32 protein-coding genes are annotated in these 18,716 nt (G+C 41.9%); all 32 read right to left on the bottom strand.

What is annotated here, in order from left to right:
• Positions 1-17: 17 nt before the first annotated feature.
• The 32 genes from carA to fusA all read right to left on the bottom strand — a co-directional run bounded on the left by carA (position 18) and on the right by fusA (position 18,715).
• Positions 18-1,124, bottom strand: coding sequence for a glutamine-hydrolyzing carbamoyl-phosphate synthase small subunit (carA, locus tag FJM74_RS18895; protein ID WP_187264204.1), 1,107 nt, complete (start codon positions 1,122-1,124; stop codon positions 18-20).
• Positions 1,125-1,201: 77 nt separating this feature from the next.
• Positions 1,202-1,726: a 50S ribosomal protein L17 gene (rplQ, locus tag FJM74_RS18900; protein WP_187264205.1), complete on the bottom strand. Its 525-nt coding sequence runs from the start codon at positions 1,724-1,726 to the stop codon at positions 1,202-1,204.
• A gap of 70 nt (positions 1,727-1,796) precedes the next feature.
• Entirely contained in the window at positions 1,797-2,786 is a 990-nt protein-coding gene (locus tag FJM74_RS18905) for a DNA-directed RNA polymerase subunit alpha (RefSeq protein ID WP_187264206.1), read from the bottom strand.
• A 37-nt stretch (positions 2,787-2,823) separates the two neighbouring features.
• On the bottom strand, positions 2,824-3,429 hold the full coding sequence (gene rpsD, locus FJM74_RS18910) for a 30S ribosomal protein S4 (protein ID WP_187264207.1): 606 nt from the start codon (positions 3,427-3,429) through the stop codon (positions 2,824-2,826).
• Positions 3,430-3,454: 25 nt separating this feature from the next.
• On the bottom strand, positions 3,455-3,847 hold the full coding sequence (gene rpsK / locus FJM74_RS18915) for a 30S ribosomal protein S11 (protein ID WP_114778264.1): 393 nt from the start codon (positions 3,845-3,847) through the stop codon (positions 3,455-3,457).
• A 9-nt stretch (positions 3,848-3,856) separates the two neighbouring features.
• Positions 3,857-4,234, bottom strand: coding sequence for a 30S ribosomal protein S13 (gene rpsM / locus FJM74_RS18920; protein ID WP_187264208.1), 378 nt, complete (start codon positions 4,232-4,234; stop codon positions 3,857-3,859).
• 11 nt (positions 4,235-4,245) lie between these two features.
• The gene (rpmJ, locus tag FJM74_RS18925; RefSeq protein ID WP_071890035.1) at positions 4,246-4,362 is read right to left on the bottom strand and encodes a 50S ribosomal protein L36; all 117 of its coding nucleotides are present in this window, start codon (positions 4,360-4,362) and stop codon (positions 4,246-4,248) included.
• Between the two features lie 5 nt (positions 4,363-4,367).
• Positions 4,368-4,586, bottom strand: coding sequence for a translation initiation factor IF-1 (gene infA, locus FJM74_RS18930; RefSeq protein WP_025609076.1), 219 nt, complete (start codon positions 4,584-4,586; stop codon positions 4,368-4,370).
• Positions 4,587-4,589: 3 nt separating this feature from the next.
• Positions 4,590-5,360, bottom strand: coding sequence for a type I methionyl aminopeptidase (gene map, locus FJM74_RS18935; protein ID WP_187264209.1), 771 nt, complete (start codon positions 5,358-5,360; stop codon positions 4,590-4,592).
• 3 nt (positions 5,361-5,363) lie between these two features.
• Entirely contained in the window at positions 5,364-6,671 is a 1,308-nt protein-coding gene (gene secY, locus FJM74_RS18940; protein WP_187264210.1) for a preprotein translocase subunit SecY, read from the bottom strand.
• A 7-nt stretch (positions 6,672-6,678) separates the two neighbouring features.
• Entirely contained in the window at positions 6,679-7,125 is a 447-nt protein-coding gene (rplO, locus tag FJM74_RS18945) for a 50S ribosomal protein L15 (RefSeq protein ID WP_187264211.1), read from the bottom strand.
• 1 nt (position 7,126) lies between these two features.
• Positions 7,127-7,306 carry a 50S ribosomal protein L30 gene (rpmD, locus tag FJM74_RS18950; RefSeq protein WP_187264212.1) on the bottom strand — a complete coding sequence of 60 codons (180 nt, stop codon included), beginning with the start codon at positions 7,304-7,306 and terminating at the stop codon, positions 7,127-7,129.
• Between the two features lie 5 nt (positions 7,307-7,311).
• Positions 7,312-7,830, bottom strand: a complete 519-nt coding sequence (rpsE, locus tag FJM74_RS18955) for a 30S ribosomal protein S5 (protein ID WP_187264213.1) — start codon at positions 7,828-7,830, stop codon at positions 7,312-7,314.
• A 6-nt stretch (positions 7,831-7,836) separates the two neighbouring features.
• Complete coding sequence (rplR, locus tag FJM74_RS18960; protein ID WP_187264214.1) at positions 7,837-8,187, bottom strand: 50S ribosomal protein L18; 351 nt, start codon at positions 8,185-8,187, stop codon at positions 7,837-7,839.
• Between the two features lie 8 nt (positions 8,188-8,195).
• Positions 8,196-8,750 carry a 50S ribosomal protein L6 gene (gene rplF, locus FJM74_RS18965; RefSeq protein WP_187264215.1) on the bottom strand — a complete coding sequence of 185 codons (555 nt, stop codon included), beginning with the start codon at positions 8,748-8,750 and terminating at the stop codon, positions 8,196-8,198.
• 16 nt (positions 8,751-8,766) lie between these two features.
• On the bottom strand, positions 8,767-9,165 hold the full coding sequence (rpsH, locus tag FJM74_RS18970) for a 30S ribosomal protein S8 (RefSeq protein ID WP_187264216.1): 399 nt from the start codon (positions 9,163-9,165) through the stop codon (positions 8,767-8,769).
• 80 nt (positions 9,166-9,245) lie between these two features.
• Positions 9,246-9,515 (bottom strand): 30S ribosomal protein S14, encoded by a 270-nt coding sequence (gene rpsN, locus FJM74_RS18975; protein ID WP_187264217.1) that lies wholly within the window; start codon positions 9,513-9,515, stop codon positions 9,246-9,248.
• Positions 9,516-9,520: 5 nt separating this feature from the next.
• Positions 9,521-10,075: a 50S ribosomal protein L5 gene (rplE, locus tag FJM74_RS18980; RefSeq protein WP_187264218.1), complete on the bottom strand. Its 555-nt coding sequence runs from the start codon at positions 10,073-10,075 to the stop codon at positions 9,521-9,523.
• Position 10,076: 1 nt separating this feature from the next.
• Positions 10,077-10,400: a 50S ribosomal protein L24 gene (gene rplX, locus FJM74_RS18985; protein WP_187264219.1), complete on the bottom strand. Its 324-nt coding sequence runs from the start codon at positions 10,398-10,400 to the stop codon at positions 10,077-10,079.
• Between the two features lie 20 nt (positions 10,401-10,420).
• Positions 10,421-10,789: a 50S ribosomal protein L14 gene (gene rplN / locus FJM74_RS18990; protein WP_147920494.1), complete on the bottom strand. Its 369-nt coding sequence runs from the start codon at positions 10,787-10,789 to the stop codon at positions 10,421-10,423.
• 1 nt (position 10,790) lies between these two features.
• Entirely contained in the window at positions 10,791-11,048 is a 258-nt protein-coding gene (gene rpsQ / locus FJM74_RS18995) for a 30S ribosomal protein S17 (RefSeq protein ID WP_018476848.1), read from the bottom strand.
• Between the two features lie 14 nt (positions 11,049-11,062).
• Positions 11,063-11,263, bottom strand: coding sequence for a 50S ribosomal protein L29 (gene rpmC / locus FJM74_RS19000; protein WP_187264220.1), 201 nt, complete (start codon positions 11,261-11,263; stop codon positions 11,063-11,065).
• A gap of 2 nt (positions 11,264-11,265) precedes the next feature.
• Positions 11,266-11,688: a 50S ribosomal protein L16 gene (gene rplP / locus FJM74_RS19005; protein WP_187264221.1), complete on the bottom strand. Its 423-nt coding sequence runs from the start codon at positions 11,686-11,688 to the stop codon at positions 11,266-11,268.
• A 29-nt stretch (positions 11,689-11,717) separates the two neighbouring features.
• A complete protein-coding gene (gene rpsC, locus FJM74_RS19010; protein ID WP_187264222.1) occupies positions 11,718-12,488 on the bottom strand; it encodes a 30S ribosomal protein S3 in 771 nt (256 codons plus the stop codon).
• 5 nt (positions 12,489-12,493) lie between these two features.
• Positions 12,494-12,886 (bottom strand): 50S ribosomal protein L22, encoded by a 393-nt coding sequence (gene rplV, locus FJM74_RS19015; RefSeq protein WP_187264223.1) that lies wholly within the window; start codon positions 12,884-12,886, stop codon positions 12,494-12,496.
• 2 nt (positions 12,887-12,888) lie between these two features.
• Positions 12,889-13,167, bottom strand: coding sequence for a 30S ribosomal protein S19 (gene rpsS, locus FJM74_RS19020; RefSeq protein WP_187264224.1), 279 nt, complete (start codon positions 13,165-13,167; stop codon positions 12,889-12,891).
• Positions 13,168-13,995, bottom strand: coding sequence for a 50S ribosomal protein L2 (rplB, locus tag FJM74_RS19025; RefSeq protein ID WP_187264225.1), 828 nt, complete (start codon positions 13,993-13,995; stop codon positions 13,168-13,170).
• 13 nt (positions 13,996-14,008) lie between these two features.
• On the bottom strand, positions 14,009-14,296 hold the full coding sequence (gene rplW, locus FJM74_RS19030) for a 50S ribosomal protein L23 (protein WP_187264226.1): 288 nt from the start codon (positions 14,294-14,296) through the stop codon (positions 14,009-14,011).
• Positions 14,296-14,925, bottom strand: a complete 630-nt coding sequence (rplD, locus tag FJM74_RS19035; protein ID WP_187264227.1) for a 50S ribosomal protein L4 — start codon at positions 14,923-14,925, stop codon at positions 14,296-14,298. The genes rplW and rplD overlap by 1 nt, the downstream gene beginning before the upstream one ends.
• A 1-nt stretch (position 14,926) precedes the next feature.
• Positions 14,927-15,544 carry a 50S ribosomal protein L3 gene (rplC, locus tag FJM74_RS19040; protein WP_187264228.1) on the bottom strand — a complete coding sequence of 206 codons (618 nt, stop codon included), beginning with the start codon at positions 15,542-15,544 and terminating at the stop codon, positions 14,927-14,929.
• Between the two features lie 751 nt (positions 15,545-16,295).
• Positions 16,296-16,601 (bottom strand): 30S ribosomal protein S10, encoded by a 306-nt coding sequence (rpsJ, locus tag FJM74_RS19045; RefSeq protein ID WP_007654312.1) that lies wholly within the window; start codon positions 16,599-16,601, stop codon positions 16,296-16,298.
• Positions 16,602-16,612: 11 nt separating this feature from the next.
• Positions 16,613-18,715, bottom strand: a complete 2,103-nt coding sequence (gene fusA / locus FJM74_RS19050) for an elongation factor G (protein WP_187264229.1) — start codon at positions 18,713-18,715, stop codon at positions 16,613-16,615.
• Position 18,716 lies beyond the last annotated feature (1 nt).

Here is an 18,716-nt window from a genome sequence, read left to right on the forward strand (position 1 = left end):
GTTCTTGTTGTTTAGTTTTACTTATTTTGTTCTAGTAATGCCACAAAGTCATCGAAGAGATACTCTGAATCGTGCGGACCAGGAGAAGACTCAGGGTGATATTGTACAGAAAAGGCCGGTTTTCCTTTCATGCGGATACCTTCGATGGTATTATCATTTAAGTTAATATGCGTTACTTCCACCAGCGGGTGATTTTTCAGGGCCTCTCCGTCCACTACAAAGCCATGGTTCTGAGAGGTAACTTCGCAGCGGCCCGTCAGCAGATTCTTTACCGGGTGGTTCAGCCCTCTGTGGCCGTTATGCATTTTATAGGTTGGAATACCATTAGCCTGCGCCAGAACCTGATGGCCCAGACAAATGCCGAACAATGGCTTATCATCTTCCAACATACGCTTCACGCTGTTCACCGCTTCTGTAGTGGCTGCAGGGTCGCCGGGGCCATTAGAAATAAAGTAGCCATCCGGGTTCCACTTCTCCATCTCATCAAAAGGCGTGTTGTAAGGGAACACCTTTATTTCGCAGCCCCGTGACACTAAGTTATTAATAATATTCTTCTTAATACCAAGATCCAGAACAGCAACTCTATATTTTGCATATTCCGGTTTCATCTCATAAATGGAGGCAGTACTAACATGCGACGAGAGTTCCAATCCTGCCATATCCGGCACCTCCTTCAGCCTCTCACGCAGTTCCTCCACATCTGTGATCTCAGACGAGATGACAGCATTCATGGCTCCCTTGTCTCTGATATAACGCACAAGCGCGCGGGTATCAATTTCACAAATGCCTACTATGCCAGCTTTCTCAAAATACTCCTGCAGGGAACCCTCGGCTGTGTTGCGCGAAAAGAAGTGTGAAAAGTCCTTGCACACCAAACCTTTGATTTGGATATTTCCAGACTCTACTTCCTCCTGCTGCACGCCATAGTTACCTACATGCGATACCGTAGTTACTACAATCTGGCCATAATAGGAAGGATCTGTAAAAATCTCCTGATAACCGGTCATGCCGGTGTTAAAGCACAACTCGCCTCCAGTTGTCCCAATAAGTCCCAGGCTTTTGCCTTTAAAAATGGTTCCGTCTTCCAGAAGAAGAATTGCGTCGGTGGTTGTTTGTTTCTTCATTTTATTTATTTAATGCAAAAATAAAAAAGGGACACGACTTCCGTCATGTCCCTTTTAAAAATATTTAAGAAAAATGCTTATTCTGCACTTTTAGTTTCATCTTTATCAGATTCAACATCAGGAGCACCAGCATTCTCAGGAGCAGAAGTAGCTTCTGTGGTATCAGTAGCTTTTTTCTTACCGCCACGACGACGTGTTTTCTTAGCTCCAGCAGCAGTTGCCGCAGACGAAGCCAGCATATCCTCGTTAAAGTCAACTAACTCGATTACACACATTTCTGCATTATCACCAATTCTGTATCCCGTTTTCAGAATACGAGTGTAGCCACCTGGTCTTGTGGCAATTTTCTCGGCTACAGTATCAAACAGTTCCTTTACAGACTCTTTGTCTTGCAGGTAAGCAAAAACTGTTCTTCGCGCATGCGTTGTATCGCTTTTAGATTTTGTCAGAAGCGGCTCTACGTATTTACGTAAGGCTTTTGCTTTAGCTACTGTAGTAGATATGCGCTTGTGCAGGATAAGAGAGGCTGCCATATTAGACAACATCGCTTTTCTGTGTGAAGCCGTTCTTCCTAAGTGATTTACTTTTTTACCGTGTCTCATTATTATAAATTGTGCACGTGCATACCGTCGATCTACCTGTTCAGGGATCGGGAATTATGCCGTATGATTATTAATCTTCTTCTAATTTGTACTTAGAAAGGTCCATCCCGAAAGTCAAGCCCTTTTCCTGAACCAGATTTTCCAGCTCAGTCAATGATTTCTTACCAAAGTTACGGAACTTCATCATATCAGAGATATCAAGCGTTACCAGATCGCCCAGAGTTTTAATGTCTGCAGCTTTAAGGCAGTTGTATGCTCTCACAGAAAGATCCATATCCTGTAAAGATGTTTTGAGAACCTTGCGCATGTGCAGCAGCTCTTCATCCACTACTTCTTCTTCTTCAGGCTTGGCTGTTTCAAAAGTCATAGTATTATCAGAGAACAGCATAAAGTGCTGGATAAGGATATTCGCAGCACCTTTCAGCGCATCCTCCGGATGAATAGAACCATCGGTCTGAATGTCAAGCACCAGTTTTTCGTAGTCGGTCTTTTGCTCCACACGCGTATTTTCAACACTGAACTTTACGTTCTTTATAGGAGTAAAAATAGCATCAATGGCGATAAGTCCGAATACCTGGTCTGCAGGCTTATTCTCATCAGCAGGTACGTAGCCACGGCCTTTCTGAATAGTAAGCTCTACCTCTAAAGTCATGTTCTTATCGAGGTTGCAGATAACAAGCTCAGGATTAAGGACCTCGAAACTAGAGGTGAATTTATCTATATCGCCGGCTGTGAAGGTATCTTTTCCACTAATGGTTACGGTAACTTTATCATCCACCATATCGCTTACTTTCTTGAAGCGCACCATTTTCATGTTAAGAATTATGTCAGACACATCCTCAACCACGCCTTCAACAGACGAAAACTCATGCAGTACACCAGGTATGCGTATGCTAGTTACTGCATATCCTTCCAAAGAAGAAAGCAGGATTCTTCGCAGAGCATTACCGATGGTTACTCCGTAACCTTTTTCAAGCGGCTTGAATTCAAATAACCCATGAAAGTCGTCGGCTTTTTCCATTACAACTTTCTCCGGCATCTGAAATGCTAATATTGACATACTTGCAGTGTTAAAGGTTAAAAATTGATTACGCAGATTACTTAGAGTAAAGCTCCACGATAAGCTGCTCCTGAATTTTCTCAGGAATTTGGTCACGCTCAGGCGTGGCCACAAATCGACCAGCCATTTGGGCAGCATCCCACTCTAACCAGGTAAAAGCACGAGCATTACGTACTGTAAGGCTGGTAGTGATGGCCTCCAATGATTTTGATTTTTCTCTAACAGCTACAACATCTCCTACCTTTAGACTATAAGATGGGATATTAACAACTTCACCATTCACTGTAATATGCTTGTGCAGCACAAGCTGACGGGCTGCTCTACGAGTTGGAGCAATACCTAATCTGTAAACAGTGTTATCGAGTCTGGATTCCAGTAAAATCAGTAATTCCACACCAGTAACACCGCTTTTACGGGCTGCTTTATCAAACAGGTTCGCAAACTGTTTTTCAAGCATGCCATAAATATATTTAGCTTTTTGCTTTTCAGTTAACTGAATAGAGTATTCAGATTGCTTTTTACGTCTGCCACGGCCGTGCTGGCCTGGAGGGTAGCTCTTTTTCTTTAATGCTTTGCTTGGGCCAAAAATCTCTTCGTTGAACTTGCGGGAGATTTTGCTTTTAGGACCAGTATATCTTGCCATAATTAATAAATCGAATTGAGATAAATTAAACTCTTCTGCGTTTTGGAGGACGACATCCGTTGTGTGGTAAAGGAGTAACATCCTTGATGGTAGTTACTTCAATCCCAGAATTTTGCACAGTACGGATGGCGGACTCTCTACCTGCACCAGGGCCTTTAACAAAAACCTCAGCTTTACGCATACCCAAATCATGGGCTACTTTAGCGCAATCTGAAGCTGCCATTTGCGCAGCATAAGGAGTGTTCTTTTTAGAACCTTTAAAACCCATTTTACCAGCAGAAGCCCAAGATATAACTTGTCCTGCATTATTGGTTATTGAGATAATGATATTGTTAAAAGAAGCTTTGATGTGTACCTGGCCAGTTGATTCTACAACCACTACACGTTTCTTAGCTTTGTCTTTTCTTTTCTGAGCCATGATCAAATATTATTTAGTAGCCTTCTTCTTGTTTGCAACTGTCTTACGCTTACCTTTTCTGGTTCTGGTATTGTTTTTCGTACGCTGACCACGAACAGGCAAACCTTTACGGTGTCTCAAACCTCTGTAACATCCAATGTCCATCAAACGCTTGATATGCAATTGCACCTCAGAACGAAGAACACCTTCCGTTTTATGCTCACCGGCAATAATATTTCTGATCTCGCTGGCTTCTTCCTCAGTCCAGTCTTTTACTTTTTTGTCAAGATCCACCCCGGCCTTAGTAAGAATTGCCTGTGACAGCTTACGACCTATACCAAAAATATACGTCAATGAGATCTCACCTCTCTTGTTATCCGGAATATCTACTCCTGCTATTCTAGCCATACTTAATTTAATTATCCTTGTCTTTGTTTATATCTTGGATTCTTTTTGTTGATAACATAAAGTTTACCCTTGCGGCGGATCACCTTACAGTCAACACTTCTCTTTTTAACTGATGCTTTAACTTTCATTGTATTTATTTATATCGATAAACAATTCTGCCTTTAGTAAGATCATATGGAGACATCTCCAGTTTAACTCTATCGCCTGGTAAAATTTTGATGTAGTTCATTCTCATCTTACCGGAAATATGTGCAACAACCTGATGACCATTTTCGAGCTCTACCCGGAACATTGCATTTGATAATGCTTCTACAATTGTCCCGTCTTGTTCGATAGAGGATTGTTTCGCCATTTATTAATTATTAACTTGTTGTATATAATCAAAAGTTGTTAATATTTCTGCCGCATCTTTTCTTACCACTACGGTATGTTCAAAATGCGCAGAAGGTTTATTGTCTTTGGTGCGTATAGTCCATCCATCTTCTTCCTGAACAATTTGTCTTGCTCCAAGATTAATCATTGGCTCGATGGCGATAACTAAACCATTTTGCAATTTCAGGCCTTGCCCCCTCTTGCCATAATTAGGTACTTCAGGGCCTTCATGTAAATTCCTGCCCAGTCCATGACCAACAAGTTCTCTGACGACCGAATACCCATGGCTCTCTGCATGTTGCTGAACAGCATAACTTACATCGCCGATCCTTGATCCAACTACTGCTCTTTCTATGCCTTTATAGAGGCTTTCTTTGGTAACAGTAAGAAGTTCCTGTACTTCAGAAGAAATATTGCCTACGCCATGTGTGTAAGCACAATCACTATGAAACCCTTTATAATAAACACCACAGTCAACTGAAATAATATCCCCATCCTTCAAGGTGTAATTACTTGGCATCCCATGCACTACTGTGGAGTTTACTGAAATACATAAACTAAAAGGAAACCCATTATAGTTCAAAAATGAAGGTTGCCCACCGTTATCCTTAATAAACTCTTCTGCCCGTTTATCTAAAGCAGATGTTGTTACACCCTCCTTTACAAGACGAGCTATTTCGCCATGTGCTTTGCTTAAAATCAAAGCACTCTGGCGAAGTAGCTCAATTTCTTCTTCGTTTTTATAATAAACCATTTATTAGGATACCATGGCAATATTCTCTGTTCTACCTCTCAGTTTACCAGATTTCATCATGCCATCATAATGTTTCATTAATAAGTAACTCTCAATTTGCTGAAGCGTATCAAGTACAACACCAACCATGATAATTAAGGAGGTCCCACCAAAAAACTGAGAAAACTCTCTAGTTACACCAAATAGCATGGCAATAGCCGGAAAGATAGCTACTAAAGCCAGATAAATAGCACCTGGAAGGGTGATTCTGGTCAGTATTGAATCAATATACTCTGATGTTGCTTTACCAGGCTTGATGCCGGGCACAAAGCCGCCACTTCTCTTTAAGTCATCAGCAATTTGGTTAGGATTAACACTAATGGCTGTATAAAAATAAGTAAAAATAAGAATCATTAAACCAAACACCAGGTTGTACTGCCAAGAAGTAAAGTCAGAAAACGTAGCACCAATATAATTGGCTGTCTCATTTGTATCAGCCCAGATGGATGCAAGCATTGAGGGAAGAAACATGAGAGATTGAGCAAATATGATAGGCATTACACCCGCTGCGTTAACTTTCATAGGGATAAACTGGCGCTGCCCGGAATATAAGGAGCTGCCGCCAACCTGCTTAGCATATTGTAAAGGTATTCTTCTTACTGCCTGTGTTAACATTACCACAGACATAACTACAAAGAAAAGAATAGCCAACTCAATTAAGAATACGAAGGCCTGATTTGAGATAAACTCCGCCACCAAGGCTCCCGGGAATCTGGAGATGATACCTATCATTATGAGCATAGAAATACCATTTCCTATGCCTTTATCTGTAATTCTTTCCCCTAGCCACATACAGAAAATTGTTCCTGAAGTGAGCACTATCATCGATAGAATCGTGAAAAGAGTAGTATTAATGGCTATAGCTTCGCTGTTGATTGTTGCTACAAAACCTACAGCCTGAGCTAGGGTAATAACAATGGTAAGGACGCGGGTAATCTGGTTGATTTTTTTTCTACCTGATTCCCCTTCCTTTTGCATTTTCTGAAAATAAGGAACGGCTATTGTTAATAGCTGCAGTACGATAGAGGCTGAAATATATGGCATGATACCTAACGCAAAGATGGATGCATTGCTAAATGCACCACCCAGAAAAGTATCTAACAAGCCGAATAATCCGCCTGTATTTGCTTTGAGTTGGTTAGGATCAATGCCAGGTAAAACAACAAAAGAACCTAATCTAAAAATAACTATAAAACCTAAGGTGTTAAGAATCCTGATTCTTAGGTCTTCTATAGCAAAAATGTTCTTTAATGTTGTTATAAACTTCTTCATACAAATATTATAGAGCTACTGTTTTACCGCCTGCTTTTTCTATAGATTCTGTAGCTGATTGCGAGAATGCATGGGCATGAACTTCAATACCTTTGGTAATCTCGCCTCTACCTAAAATCTTAACTTTGTCATTCTTGGAAACCAAGCCGTGCTCTTTGAAAAAAGCAAAGTCAAGAACAGTAACATCAGATGACTCAACCAAAGACTGAAGAACATCCAGGTTAATGGCTTTGTACTCTACTCTGTTTATGTTTTTAAAACCAAATTTAGGAACACGTCTTTGAAGTGGCATCTGACCACCTTCAAATCCAGACTTCTGTGAGTAGCCAGAACGCGACTTAGCACCCTTATGTCCTCTAGTAGAAGTTCCACCTCTACCTGAACCCGTACCTCTACCGATTCTCTTTCTGGCCTTAACAGATCCTTCTGCAGGTTGTAATGAACTTAAATACATGTTATATGTCTTTTACTTCTACTAAATGTTGAACCTTGTTAACCATGCCAGCAATCTGTGGTGTAAGCTCAACAGTTACTGACTTGCTTATTTTACCAAGACCTAAAGCTTTAATGGTCAGCTTCTGGTTTTTTGGTCTATCTATAATACTTTTTACTTGCGTAATTGTAACCTTTGCCATCTCTCTTAACCGTTAAATACTTTTTGTAAGTTAACACCACGCTGTTGAGCCACCGCCAATGGGTCACGCATTTTCGCCAGTGCATCGAAAGTAGCTTTCACCACGTTGTGAGGATTCGAAGAACCTTTAGATTTGCAAAGTACATCCTTGATGCCAGCGCTCTCAAGTACAGCACGCATAGCGCCACCGGCAATAACACCAGTACCCGCAGCAGCTGGTTTAACTAACACATATCCGCCAGAATATTTTCCTTCCATGGCATGGGGAACAGTATGATGATACAATGGAACCTTAACAAGATTCTTTTTTGCATCATCTATTCCTTTCGCAATGGCATCAGTTACTTCATTGGCTTTGCCCAGTCCGTAACCAACAACACCGTTTCCATCTCCTACCACCACAATGGCAGCAAAGCTAAATCGTCTACCACCTTTTACAACCTTAGCTACGCGATTGATGGCTACAACTCTTTCTTTAAGCTCGATTTCGCTAGCCTTTACACTACGAATATTATTCTTTAACATAACTTTCTAGAATTTAAGACCTGCTTCGCGAGCACCTTCTGCCAATGATTTAACTTTACCATGGTATAAATAGCCAGAGCGGTCAAATACTACCTGCGTAATACCTTTTTCAAGCGCTTTTTCGGCAATTGCTTTACCAACTTTACCAGAAGTCTCCACATTTGCCTTGGCTGCATCATCAAGTTTAGCTGATGAGGCCGCTGCTAGTGTCACACCAGTAGTGTCATCAATTAACTGTGCGTAAATAAACTTGTTACTTCTAAACACAGATAACCGTGGCCTTTCAGGTGTACCAGAGATTTTGTTTCTGATACCTTGTTTAATTCTGAGTCTTCTTTGTACTTTATTAGCCGACATGATGATGATTATTTAGATGCTGTCTTACCAGCTTTTCTTCTTACAACTTCACCCACGAAACGAATACCTTTACCTTTGTAAGGTTCTACTTTGCGAAGGGATCTGATTTTGGCTGCAACCTGCCCTAAAAGTTGCTTATCATTGCTTTCAAGTGTAATTACAGGAGCTTTACCTTTTTCAGTTACAGCAGTAACTGAAACTTCTTCCGGCATAGTCATGAAAATGTTATGTGAATAACCCAATGACAATTCCAGAATCTTGCCCTGCATAGAAGCTTTATAACCCACACCAACTAATTCAAGCTTTTCCTGGTAACCATTAGTCACCCCTATAACCATGTTATTAATTAATGAACGGTACAAGCCATGCATGGCTTTATGACGTTTTTGCTCTGTAGGACGGTCTACAATTATCTGACCGTCTTCTTGCTTTACAATGATATCTTTATCAACCTGAGTCGACAGGGATCCTTTAGGTCCCTTAACAGTAACTAAGTTCTTTTCAGAAACTGTCAGTTCAATACCATTACTCAGGGTGATTGGCAATTTTCCTATACGTGACATTGTCTATCCTCCTAAATTAGTAAACGTAACACAATACTTCACCGCCAATATTCTGATTACGAGCTTCTTTCTCTGTCATCACACCTTTGGAGGTAGAAAGGATAGAGATTCCAAGCCCATTAAGAACTCTTGGAAGGTTATCATGACCAGCATATTTACGTAGCCCTGGTTTACTAATCCTTTCTAATTTCACAATAGCAGATTGCTTAGTGCTAGGATTATATTTCAGAGCGACTTTGATAGTGCCTTGTACACCAGAATCATCAAACTTGTAACTTTGAATATATCCTTTCTCGTACAATACTTTAGTAATCTCTTTTTTGATATTGCTAGATGGTATTTCCACAACTCTGTGACTCGCCTTAATGGCGTTTCTGAGTCTGGTTAAATAATCTGCTATTGGATCTGTGTTCATACTTTAAATTGTTGCTTTTTTATAAGCGAGCCGCAAAGATATAAAAATATTTTTCAATATCTGTTATATGACCGCAAATTTTACCAGCTAGCTTTAGTTACACCAGGAATTTTACCAGCAGAAGCAAGCTCTCTGAAAGTTACACGCGAAATACCAAATTTTCTCATGTAGCCTCTTGGTCTGCCCGTAAGCTTGCAACGATTGTGTAGTCTAACAGGAGATGCATTTTTTGGAAGTTTATCCAAGGCCTCATAATCCCCTTTGGCTTTAAGTTCAGCTCTCTTAGCAGCATATTTAGCTACTAACTTCTGTCTTTTAAGCTCTCTTGCTTTTATTGCTTCTTTCGCCATTGTAATTATTTATTGATATTAGTGAAAGGCATACCAAACGCTTTCAGCAGTTCATAACTTTCTTCATCAGTCTTGGCTGTCGTTACAAAAGTTATGTCCATACCACTGATAGCTTTGATTTTATCAATGCTGATTTCCGGAAAAATGATCTGCTCTTTTACGCCGAGGGTATAGTTTCCTCTTCCGTCAAAACCCTTATCATTCACCCCTCTGAAGTCACGCACCCTGGGTAGAGCAACAGTCAGCAGCCTATCCAGGAACTCGTACATCTTCTCTCCACGAAGCGTTACGCGGGCTCCAATCGGCATTCCTTCACGCAGCTTAAAGTTCGAAACCGACTTTTTAGCAATTGTGGGTACAGCCTTCTGACCAGTAATAATGGTTAATTCCTCTACACCAATGTCAACAAGTTTCTTGTCGGCAACAGCAGCACCTATACCCTTGTTGATGGAGATCTTGGTAAGCTTCGGCACCTGCATAATGTTCTTGTACTGGAACTTCTCTTTCAGGGCAGGTACAACCTCCTTCTGATAAATTTCTTTAAATCTTGCAGTAGCCATATTAAATTACTTCTCCTGTCTTTTTTGAATAACGCTCTGTTTTACCTTCGCTATTTTTTCTTCTGGCTGTTTTAGTTGCTTCTCCTGATTTAGGGTCCACTATTGCCACATTGCTCACATGAATAGGAGCCTCTACCTTTGAAATCCCTCCCTGAGGGTTCTTGGCACTTGGCTTATTGTGTTTTGTAACCAGGTTCAACCCTTCAATTACAACCTTCTGTTTCTCAATATTTACAGAAACGATGCGGCCTGTTTTGCCACGCTCATCACCAGCAATTACTTTTACTGTATCGCCAGTCTTTACATGAAGTTTATTCTTATTCATTATTAATTCTGAATTAGGGATTAAAGAACTTCAGGTGCTAACGAAACAATCTTCATAAATTGTTTTTCACGAAGTTCACGTGCTACTGGTCCGAAGATACGTGTACCACGTGGTTCGTTGTTTGCATTAAGCAACACAGCAGCATTATCATCAAAACGGATATAAGAACCGTCTTTCCTTCTAACTTCCTTCTTAGTTCTTACTATAACTGCCTTAGAAACGGTTCCTTTTTTAACGTTACCAGAAGAAAGGGCTGATTTTACAGTTACAACTATTCTATCACCGATAGAAGCGTACTTTTTACCGGTACCGCCTAACACACGAATGCAAAGAACTTCTTTGGCACCGCTGTTGTCAGCTACAGTTAATCTCGATTCCTGTTGTATCATTTTATTTCGCCCTTTCTATAATTTCAACTAAACGCCAGTTCTTGTTCTTGCTAAGCGGACGGGTTTCCTGAATGCGCACAGTGTCTCCAATGTTGCACTCATTCTTCTCGTCATGTGCCATGAATTTCGTGGATTTGCTAACGAACTTCCCATACATAGGGTGCTTCATTCTGCTTTCCACAAGTACAGTGATAGATTTGTCCATCTTGTTGCTAACAACCTTACCACTTCTTTCTTTTCTAAGATTTCTCTCTTCCATGATTATTTAAGTAATTAAGATTTAGCTTCTAATTCACGACGACGAATCTCTGTATTCAATCTGGCGATTACACGCTTAGTCTCACGTATTCTCATTGGGTTCTCCAGTGGAGATATGGCATGTGCAAAACGCAGGGTTTGCATATTGGAGCTCTCAGCGCTTAGCTTCTCTTTCAGCTCTTCTAAAGATAAAGCCTTTATCTCTGAATTTTTCATAACTATTTCTCAACGTAATCTCTACGTACTACAAACTTTGTTTTTACTGGAAGCTTCTGGGCGGCAAGTCTTAAAGACTCTTTTGCAACTTCTAGTGTTACACCATCAGATTCAAACATGATGGTACCTGGTTTTACAACAGCTACCCAATATTCTGGGGAACCTTTCCCCTTACCCATACGAACCTCTGCAGGCTTTTTGGTAATGGGCTTGTCAGGGAAAATTCTGATCCAAACCTGGCCTTCACGTTTCATGGCTCTGGTCATGGCAATACGTGCAGACTCAATCTGACGGCTCGTGATCCAGGAGGCTTCGAGTGATTTTATTGCGAAGGATCCGAATGAAATAGTACTGCCTCTATGAGCCAGACCAGTCACGCGGCCTTTGTGCATTTTTCTATATTTAGTCCTTTTCGGCTGTAACATCTCTGTACTTAATTAATGTTATCAATCAATTATTGACGACGCTTGTTGTTGCGCTTTGGAGCGCCGGCACCCTCTTTTTTATTGCGGTTGCCTCCACGTCTGTCACCACGATCACCACCTGGTGCACTAGGGCCACCCTTGCTTTCTATACCAGCATTAGGTGTAAGGTCTTTCTTACCATATACTTCCCCTCTAAAGATCCATACCTTAATCCCCAGCTTACCGTAAACGGTTTGTGCTTCAGAAAGAGCATAATCTATGTCGGCACGGAGCGTGTGCAAAGGAGTTCTACCTTCTTTGTAATGCTCTGTTCTTGCCATTTCAGCACCGCCTAAACGACCTGACACCTGAACTTTGATACCTTCGGCACCAACACGCAGGGCAGAAGCGATTGCTTGCTTCATAGCACGACGGAAAGAGATACGCGCCTGTAATTGTTGAGCAATAGACTCCCCAACTAATTTGGCATCTAACTCAGGACGCTTAATTTCAAAAATGTTGATTTGAACATCTTTGTTGGTAAGCTTCTTAAGTTCCTCTTTGATTTTGTCTACTTCCTGACCGCCTTTACCGATCACTACACCCGGACGAGCCGTATTGATGGTAATGGTAATACGCTTCAGTGTTCGTTCAATAATGATTTTAGAGATACCGCCTTTAGGGATACGTGCTAAAATATATTTTCTGATTTTCTCGTCTTCAACCAGTTTTTCAGCAAAATCTTTGCCGCCATACCAGTTAGAATCCCAACCTTTTATAACTCCGAGTCGAAAACCGATAGGATTTACTTTCTGTCCCATAATTCTTACTTAGTGGCTTTTTTAGATTTCTTTGACTGCTGCTCCAGTTGCTCATCCGTCAAGCTATCGATGATTACTGTTACATGGTTTGACCTTTTTCTGATTCTGTGTCCGCGGCCTTGTGGGGCCGGACGAAGACGCTTCAGCATTTTGCCTTCGTTAACGAAAATTTCCTTCACGTAAAGATTTGCGTCTTCTACACGAGCATCTTCGTTTTTCAACTGCCAGTTTGCTAAAGCTGATAAAAGAAGCTTTTCAACTCTTTCTGCACCAGCATTAGGCTCAAACTTAAGTAATCCAAGCGCTTTGGACACGCTTTTACCGCGTATCAGGCCTGCCACTAATCTCATTTTGCGAGGAGAAGTAGGCACATTGTTTAATTTAGCTACTGCTTCCATTGTTATCTCCTGCCTTTATCTTTTTTACCAACGTGACCTCTAAAGTTTCTGGTAGGGGCAAACTCGCCCAACTTATGTCCTACCATGTTCTCTGTTACATAAACCGGAATAAACTTGTTACCGTTATGTACAGCAAATGTGTGACCTACAAAATCCGGAGAGATCATAGATCTTCTTGACCAGGTTTTGATAACTGACTTTTTGCCAGAGTCGTTCAACACATCAACTTTTTTCTCAAGCCTATAGTCAATATAAGGCCCTTTTTTTAATGATCTAGCCATTTATTTCTTCTTTCCTCTACTAACTATAAACTGTTCTGAATGCTTCTTAGGTTTCCTTGTTTTTAGGCCTTTGGCGTATAAACCTTTGCGAGACCGTGGGTGACCTCCAGAGGATTTACCTTCACCACCACCCATTGGGTGATCTACAGGGTTCATGGCTACACCACGAACGCGCGGACGTCTGCCTAACCATCTGTTACGACCTGCCTTACCCAGGTTCACGTTCATGTGATCTGAGTTAGAAACAGTTCCTACAGTAGCCTGGCAGGTAACCAGTACCATGCGCAATTCACCAGAGGGAAGTTTGATAGTAACATAACGGCCTTCTCTGGCCACCAGTTGGGCATATGACCCAGCACTTCTGGCTAGAACGGCACCATTTCCTGGCTGCAGTTCTATGTTATGTATAATTGTACCGAGAGGAATGTCAGAAAGAGGTAAGCAGTTGCCAACTTCAGGAGCAATACCTGCACCAGAAACAACTACAGTACCTACCTGAATACCGGCAGGAGCAATGATATAACTTTTCTCACCATCCGCATAATGCAACAAAGCAATTCGTGCGGTTCTGTTCGGATCGTACTCTACTGTTTTTACAGTAGCAGGAATGCCATGTTTGGTTCTCTTGAAATCAATGATTCTGTACTTCTGCTTATGACCACCGCCCATGTAGCGCATAGTCATTCTTCCAGAATTGTTACGTCCACCAGATTTTTTTATAGGTGCCAACAAAGATTTCTCGGGAGTAGCGGATGTGATTTCATCAAACGCTGGGGCTACTCTAAACCTTTGACCTGGTGTTGTCGGTCTTAATTTTTTTAAAGCCATTGTGTTTTAAAAATTAGATGCCGCTATAGAAGTCGATGATGTCGCCCTCTTTCACGGTCACGATTGCTTTTTTGATGGATGCTGTACGGCCGGTTACTGCACCAGACTTTGTGTGCTTTGTTTTTAACTTGCCAAGCGTTTTCATGGTGGCTACTTTTTCAACGGTAACACCATAAAGTTTTTCTACTGCCTTTTTGATTTCAACTTTATTGGCAGTTTTGGCCACCTCAAAAGCATATTTACCAACCTCATTCATGGCAGCGTATTTTTCTGTTACAAGCGGTCTTTTAAGAACGATCATTATTTTGCGCTAAAGAGGTTTTCCAAATTATTTACGGAGTCTTCCAGGATCAGAAGCTTCTCTGTGTTCAGCAGGTCGTATGTGTTTACGCCGCTAACAGAGGTCACCTTAACCTTTGGAAGGTTTCTGCTGGACAGCAATACATTCTTATCTACAGAAGATCCTAACAGCAAGGTCTTTCCGGTTGCCTGCAGGTTGTTCAGTATATCTCTGAACTCCTTTGTCTTGGGCGCCTCCAGAGAGAACGACTCCACTAGTGCCACCTTATTATCGCGTGCCAATAAAGACAAGGCAGAAAGGCGTGCTACAGATTTCAATTTCTTATTCAGTTTGAAGCTGTAGTTTCTTGGTCGCGGACCGAACACTCTACCACCACCTACAAAATGAGGGGCTTTCAGGCTGCCTGCACGAGCGCCACCCGTTCCTTTTTGCTTCTTAATCTTCTTGGTAGATCCGGCTACTTCGTTTCGCTCCTTGGCTTTATGTGTCCCTTGTCTCTGGTTGGCCAGATACTGCTTCACGTCAAGATACATCGCATGCTGATTTGGCTCTACACCAAACACAGCATCAGAAAGCGTTACCTTTCTACCTGTATCTTCACCTTTGATATTCAATACAGAAAGCTCCATTTTATTTCTCAATTAACACGTAAGAATTTTTGGCACCTGGTATAGAGCCACTAACAACTAACAGATTTTTATCTGCAATAACACGTAACACAGTTAGGTTTTGAATAGTAACTCTGTTACCACCCATTCTGCCTGCCATGCGCATTCCTTTAAACACTCGTGACGGCCAAGAACAGGCGCCAATAGATCCTGGGTGTCTTGCCCTGTTGTGCTGACCGTGTGTCTGACCACCAACACCAGCAAAGTTGTGACGCTTCACAACGCCCTGGAAACCTTTACCTTTTGATGTGCCTACTACATCCACATATTCTCCTTCAATGAAGAGATTCACGTCAACCTGATCGCCAAGGCTTAAGGATACGCCTTCCACATCAAATTCTGCTACTTTCTTCTTGGGAGTTGTGTTAGCTTTCTTGTAATGACCTGCTTCCGCTTTCGTTACTCTCCTCAGCTTCTTCTCGCCATAGCCTAACTGTACAGCTTCATAGCCGTCAGTCTCTACTGTCTTCACTTGAGTAACTACACACGGGCCTGCTTGAATAAGCGTTACTGGCGTGTATTTACCATCTGCAGTGAAGAGGCTTGTCATCCCGATTTTTTTACCGATAATTCCAGGCATTCGACTTTTTTGTTTAGATGGAAATTTTATTTTTGTTTCCCTTTCGGTTTCGCTAAGGGAGTGCAAAGATAGTGAATATTTATTTTGCTCTGCAACCTTTACTTAAAATATTTATTATCAATCAGGTACTTACCTTCTGAAGTCTTGCCTCCCGCCGCAAAAACTGCCTGATTTTTTGCGAGATTAAGTGTGTAAATTTTAAATGAGATTATTCTAACGAAACTGGCCTTCCAGAAGCTCTCGACGTGTTGCTTTAACAGCTGTCTTTTCTTGTGCAGCCATTGCCCAATATAAGGCTAGCTATTCAAACAAAAATTTTTTGATTACTTCCATTGGTTCTGCTATTCCCTTCAATTGCCAATGGATGGCGACGCCATTCACTTTATTTTCCCTCTCATTCCTCACGGAGCAATAGAGCCTGTTTGTGTTGGGAGGGCCATTTTCATTAGAATAATTCGCTTTGCCTCCGTGTCACAAAAGACTGTTCATTCGTTGGCAGGGATTTCTCTCATTAAGTTGACCTGGTTCCTTTAGCCTGTAGATTCTACTTTGCTTTTCTCTTACTGCCTATTTCTCCACAGAATCACGCTATTAATCGTATGGGTACTTTTACAAATTATTCAAATGAAATTGCCCCTTCGGAGGTTCAAGGCAGTTCTTTGTTTGTGCCACTTGCTTTCACCTGTTCCCGTAAGCGCTAAAAAAAAGAGAACCGATATCTCGGTTCTCTTTCTCTTCAGTTGATTTCTTATCAAACTTTGATCTCAACATCAACCCCACTTGGAAGTTCAAGCTTCATCAAGGCATCTACTGTTTTCGAACTGGTAGAATAAATATCTACTAAACGCTTGTAGGTGCAAAGCTGAAACTGCTCACGCGACTTCTTATTTACGTGTGGTGAACGAAGAACCGTGAATTTATCTTTCTCCGTTGGAAGAGGAATTGGTCCGCTTACAATAGCACCGGTAGCTTTTACAGCCTTAACAATCTTCTCAGAAGATTTGTCTACCAGGTTATGGTCGTAAGACTTGAGTTTAATTCTGATTTTCTGATTCATTATTTTTACTACTATTTAGCTGCAGTTCCTTTTAATTTTGCAATAATGCCATCTGCCAGGTTTTGTGGTACTTGCTCGTAATGCGAGAAAGTAAGTGATGCCGTGGCTCTACCTGACGTAATGGTTCTGAGGTCGGTTACATAACCAAATAGTTCAGAAAGCGGAACATCAGCTTTAACTACAGTTGCAGTTCCTTTGGTATCCATGCCTTTCATCAAACCTCTTCTTCTGTTCAAGTCGCCGGTTACAGGGCCTGTGTACTCATCTGGCGTCACCACGTCTACTGACATGATCGGCTCCAGAAGTTTAGGCGCACACTGCTTGCCTGCTTCCTTAAACCCTTGGCGGCCTGCTAATTCAAAAGAAAGTGAGTCGGAGTCTACATCATGGTATGAACCGTGGAACAGACGCACTTTCATCGAATCAATCGGGAAGCCCGCAAGAATACCATTTTTCATGGCTTCTTCGAATCCTTTTTGAACGGCAGGAATAAATTCTTTAGGAATTACACCACCCACGATAGCGTTAACAAACTCAAGTCCTTGCTTGCCATCTTCGCGCGGTCCCATCTCGAACACGATATCCGCAAATTTACCACGACCACCAGACTGCTTCTTGAACACCTCTCTGTGCTCAACAGATTTGGTAATAGTTTCTTTGTAAGCAACCTGAGGAGCACCCTGGTTCAGTTCTACCTTGAACTCGCGCTTCATCCTGTCGATAATGATCTCCAGGTGAAGTTCTCCCATTCCTCTTAAGATTGTCTGACCGGTTTCCTCGTCTGTATTTACCTGCAGCGTTGGGTCTTCTTCGATCAATTTAGCGATCGCCATACCCATCTTATCTGCGTCGGCCTGTGTTTTAGGCTCGATGGCATAACCAATAACTGGCTCAGGGAAGTCCATGGATTCCAGAACGATTTTAGCACTCTGGTCGCAGAGTGTATCGCCTGTTTTGATATCCTTGAAGCCTACTACCGCGCCAATGTCTCCAGCTTCCAGCTTATCGATCTGATTTTGCTTGTTAGCATGCATCTGGAAGATACGAGAGATACGCTCCTTGTTATTTGAACGTGTATTGAACACGTAAGAACCGGACTCCAACACCCCAGAATAGGCTCGCACAAAGCAAAGTCTACCTACATAAGGGTCTGTGGCAATTTTAAAGGCAAGACCAGCAAAAGGCTCGCTTACACTTGGCTTACGCGCTATCTCTGCTCCTGTATCAGGGTTGGTACCAATAATGTTTTCCCTGTCCAATGGAGAAGGGATAAGGGCCATCACATAATCGAGCATGGTCTGCACGCCTTTGTTCTTGAAAGATGATCCACAAAGCATAGGCACAATGGCCATGTCAATTGTAGCAGCACGTAAAGCAGCCAGGATTTCATCTTCTGTGATGGAGTTCGGATCTTCGAAATATTTCTCCATCAGCGTCTCGTCATACTCAGCGACAGCCTCTAACAGTTTTTCTCTGTATTCCGTAGCTTCCTCAACCATGTCCTCAGGAATCGGAACTTCTGTAAAGGTCATCCCCTTATCGTCCTCATTCCAGATAATGCCACGGTTGTTAACTAAGTCAACCACGCCTTTGAAGTTATCCTCAGAACCGATAGGCAGTTGAAGCGCTACGGCGTTGCTTCCAAGCATTTCCTTCACTTGCTTACACACTGCTAAGAAGTCAGCACCCGAGCGGTCCATTTTGTTAACAAAACCGATACGAGCCACTTTGTAGTTGTCAGCCAAACGCCAGTTAGTCTCTGACTGAGGCTCAACACCGTCTACCGCACTGAAAAGGAATACCAGACCATCCAATACACGCAGGGAACGGTTTACTTCTACCGTAAAATCCACGTGACCTGGTGTATCGATAATGTTTATATGGTATTCGTTGTTTCTGTAAGGCCATTTTACTGTTACGGCAGCAGAAGTAATTGTAATCCCACGTTCCTGCTCCTGCTCCATCCAGTCAGTTGTAGCGGAACCTTCGTGGGTTTCGCCCAGCTTATGGGATTTGCCGGTATAATAAAGAATACGCTCAGTAGTCGTGGTTTTACCAGCATCAATGTGAGCGGCAATACCAATATTTCTTGTATATTTTAAGTCTCTTGCCATC

It is taken from the genome of Pontibacter beigongshangensis, from assembly GCF_014332515.1.
In the GTDB taxonomy this organism is placed as follows: Bacteria; Bacteroidota; Bacteroidia; order Cytophagales; family Hymenobacteraceae; genus Pontibacter; species Pontibacter beigongshangensis.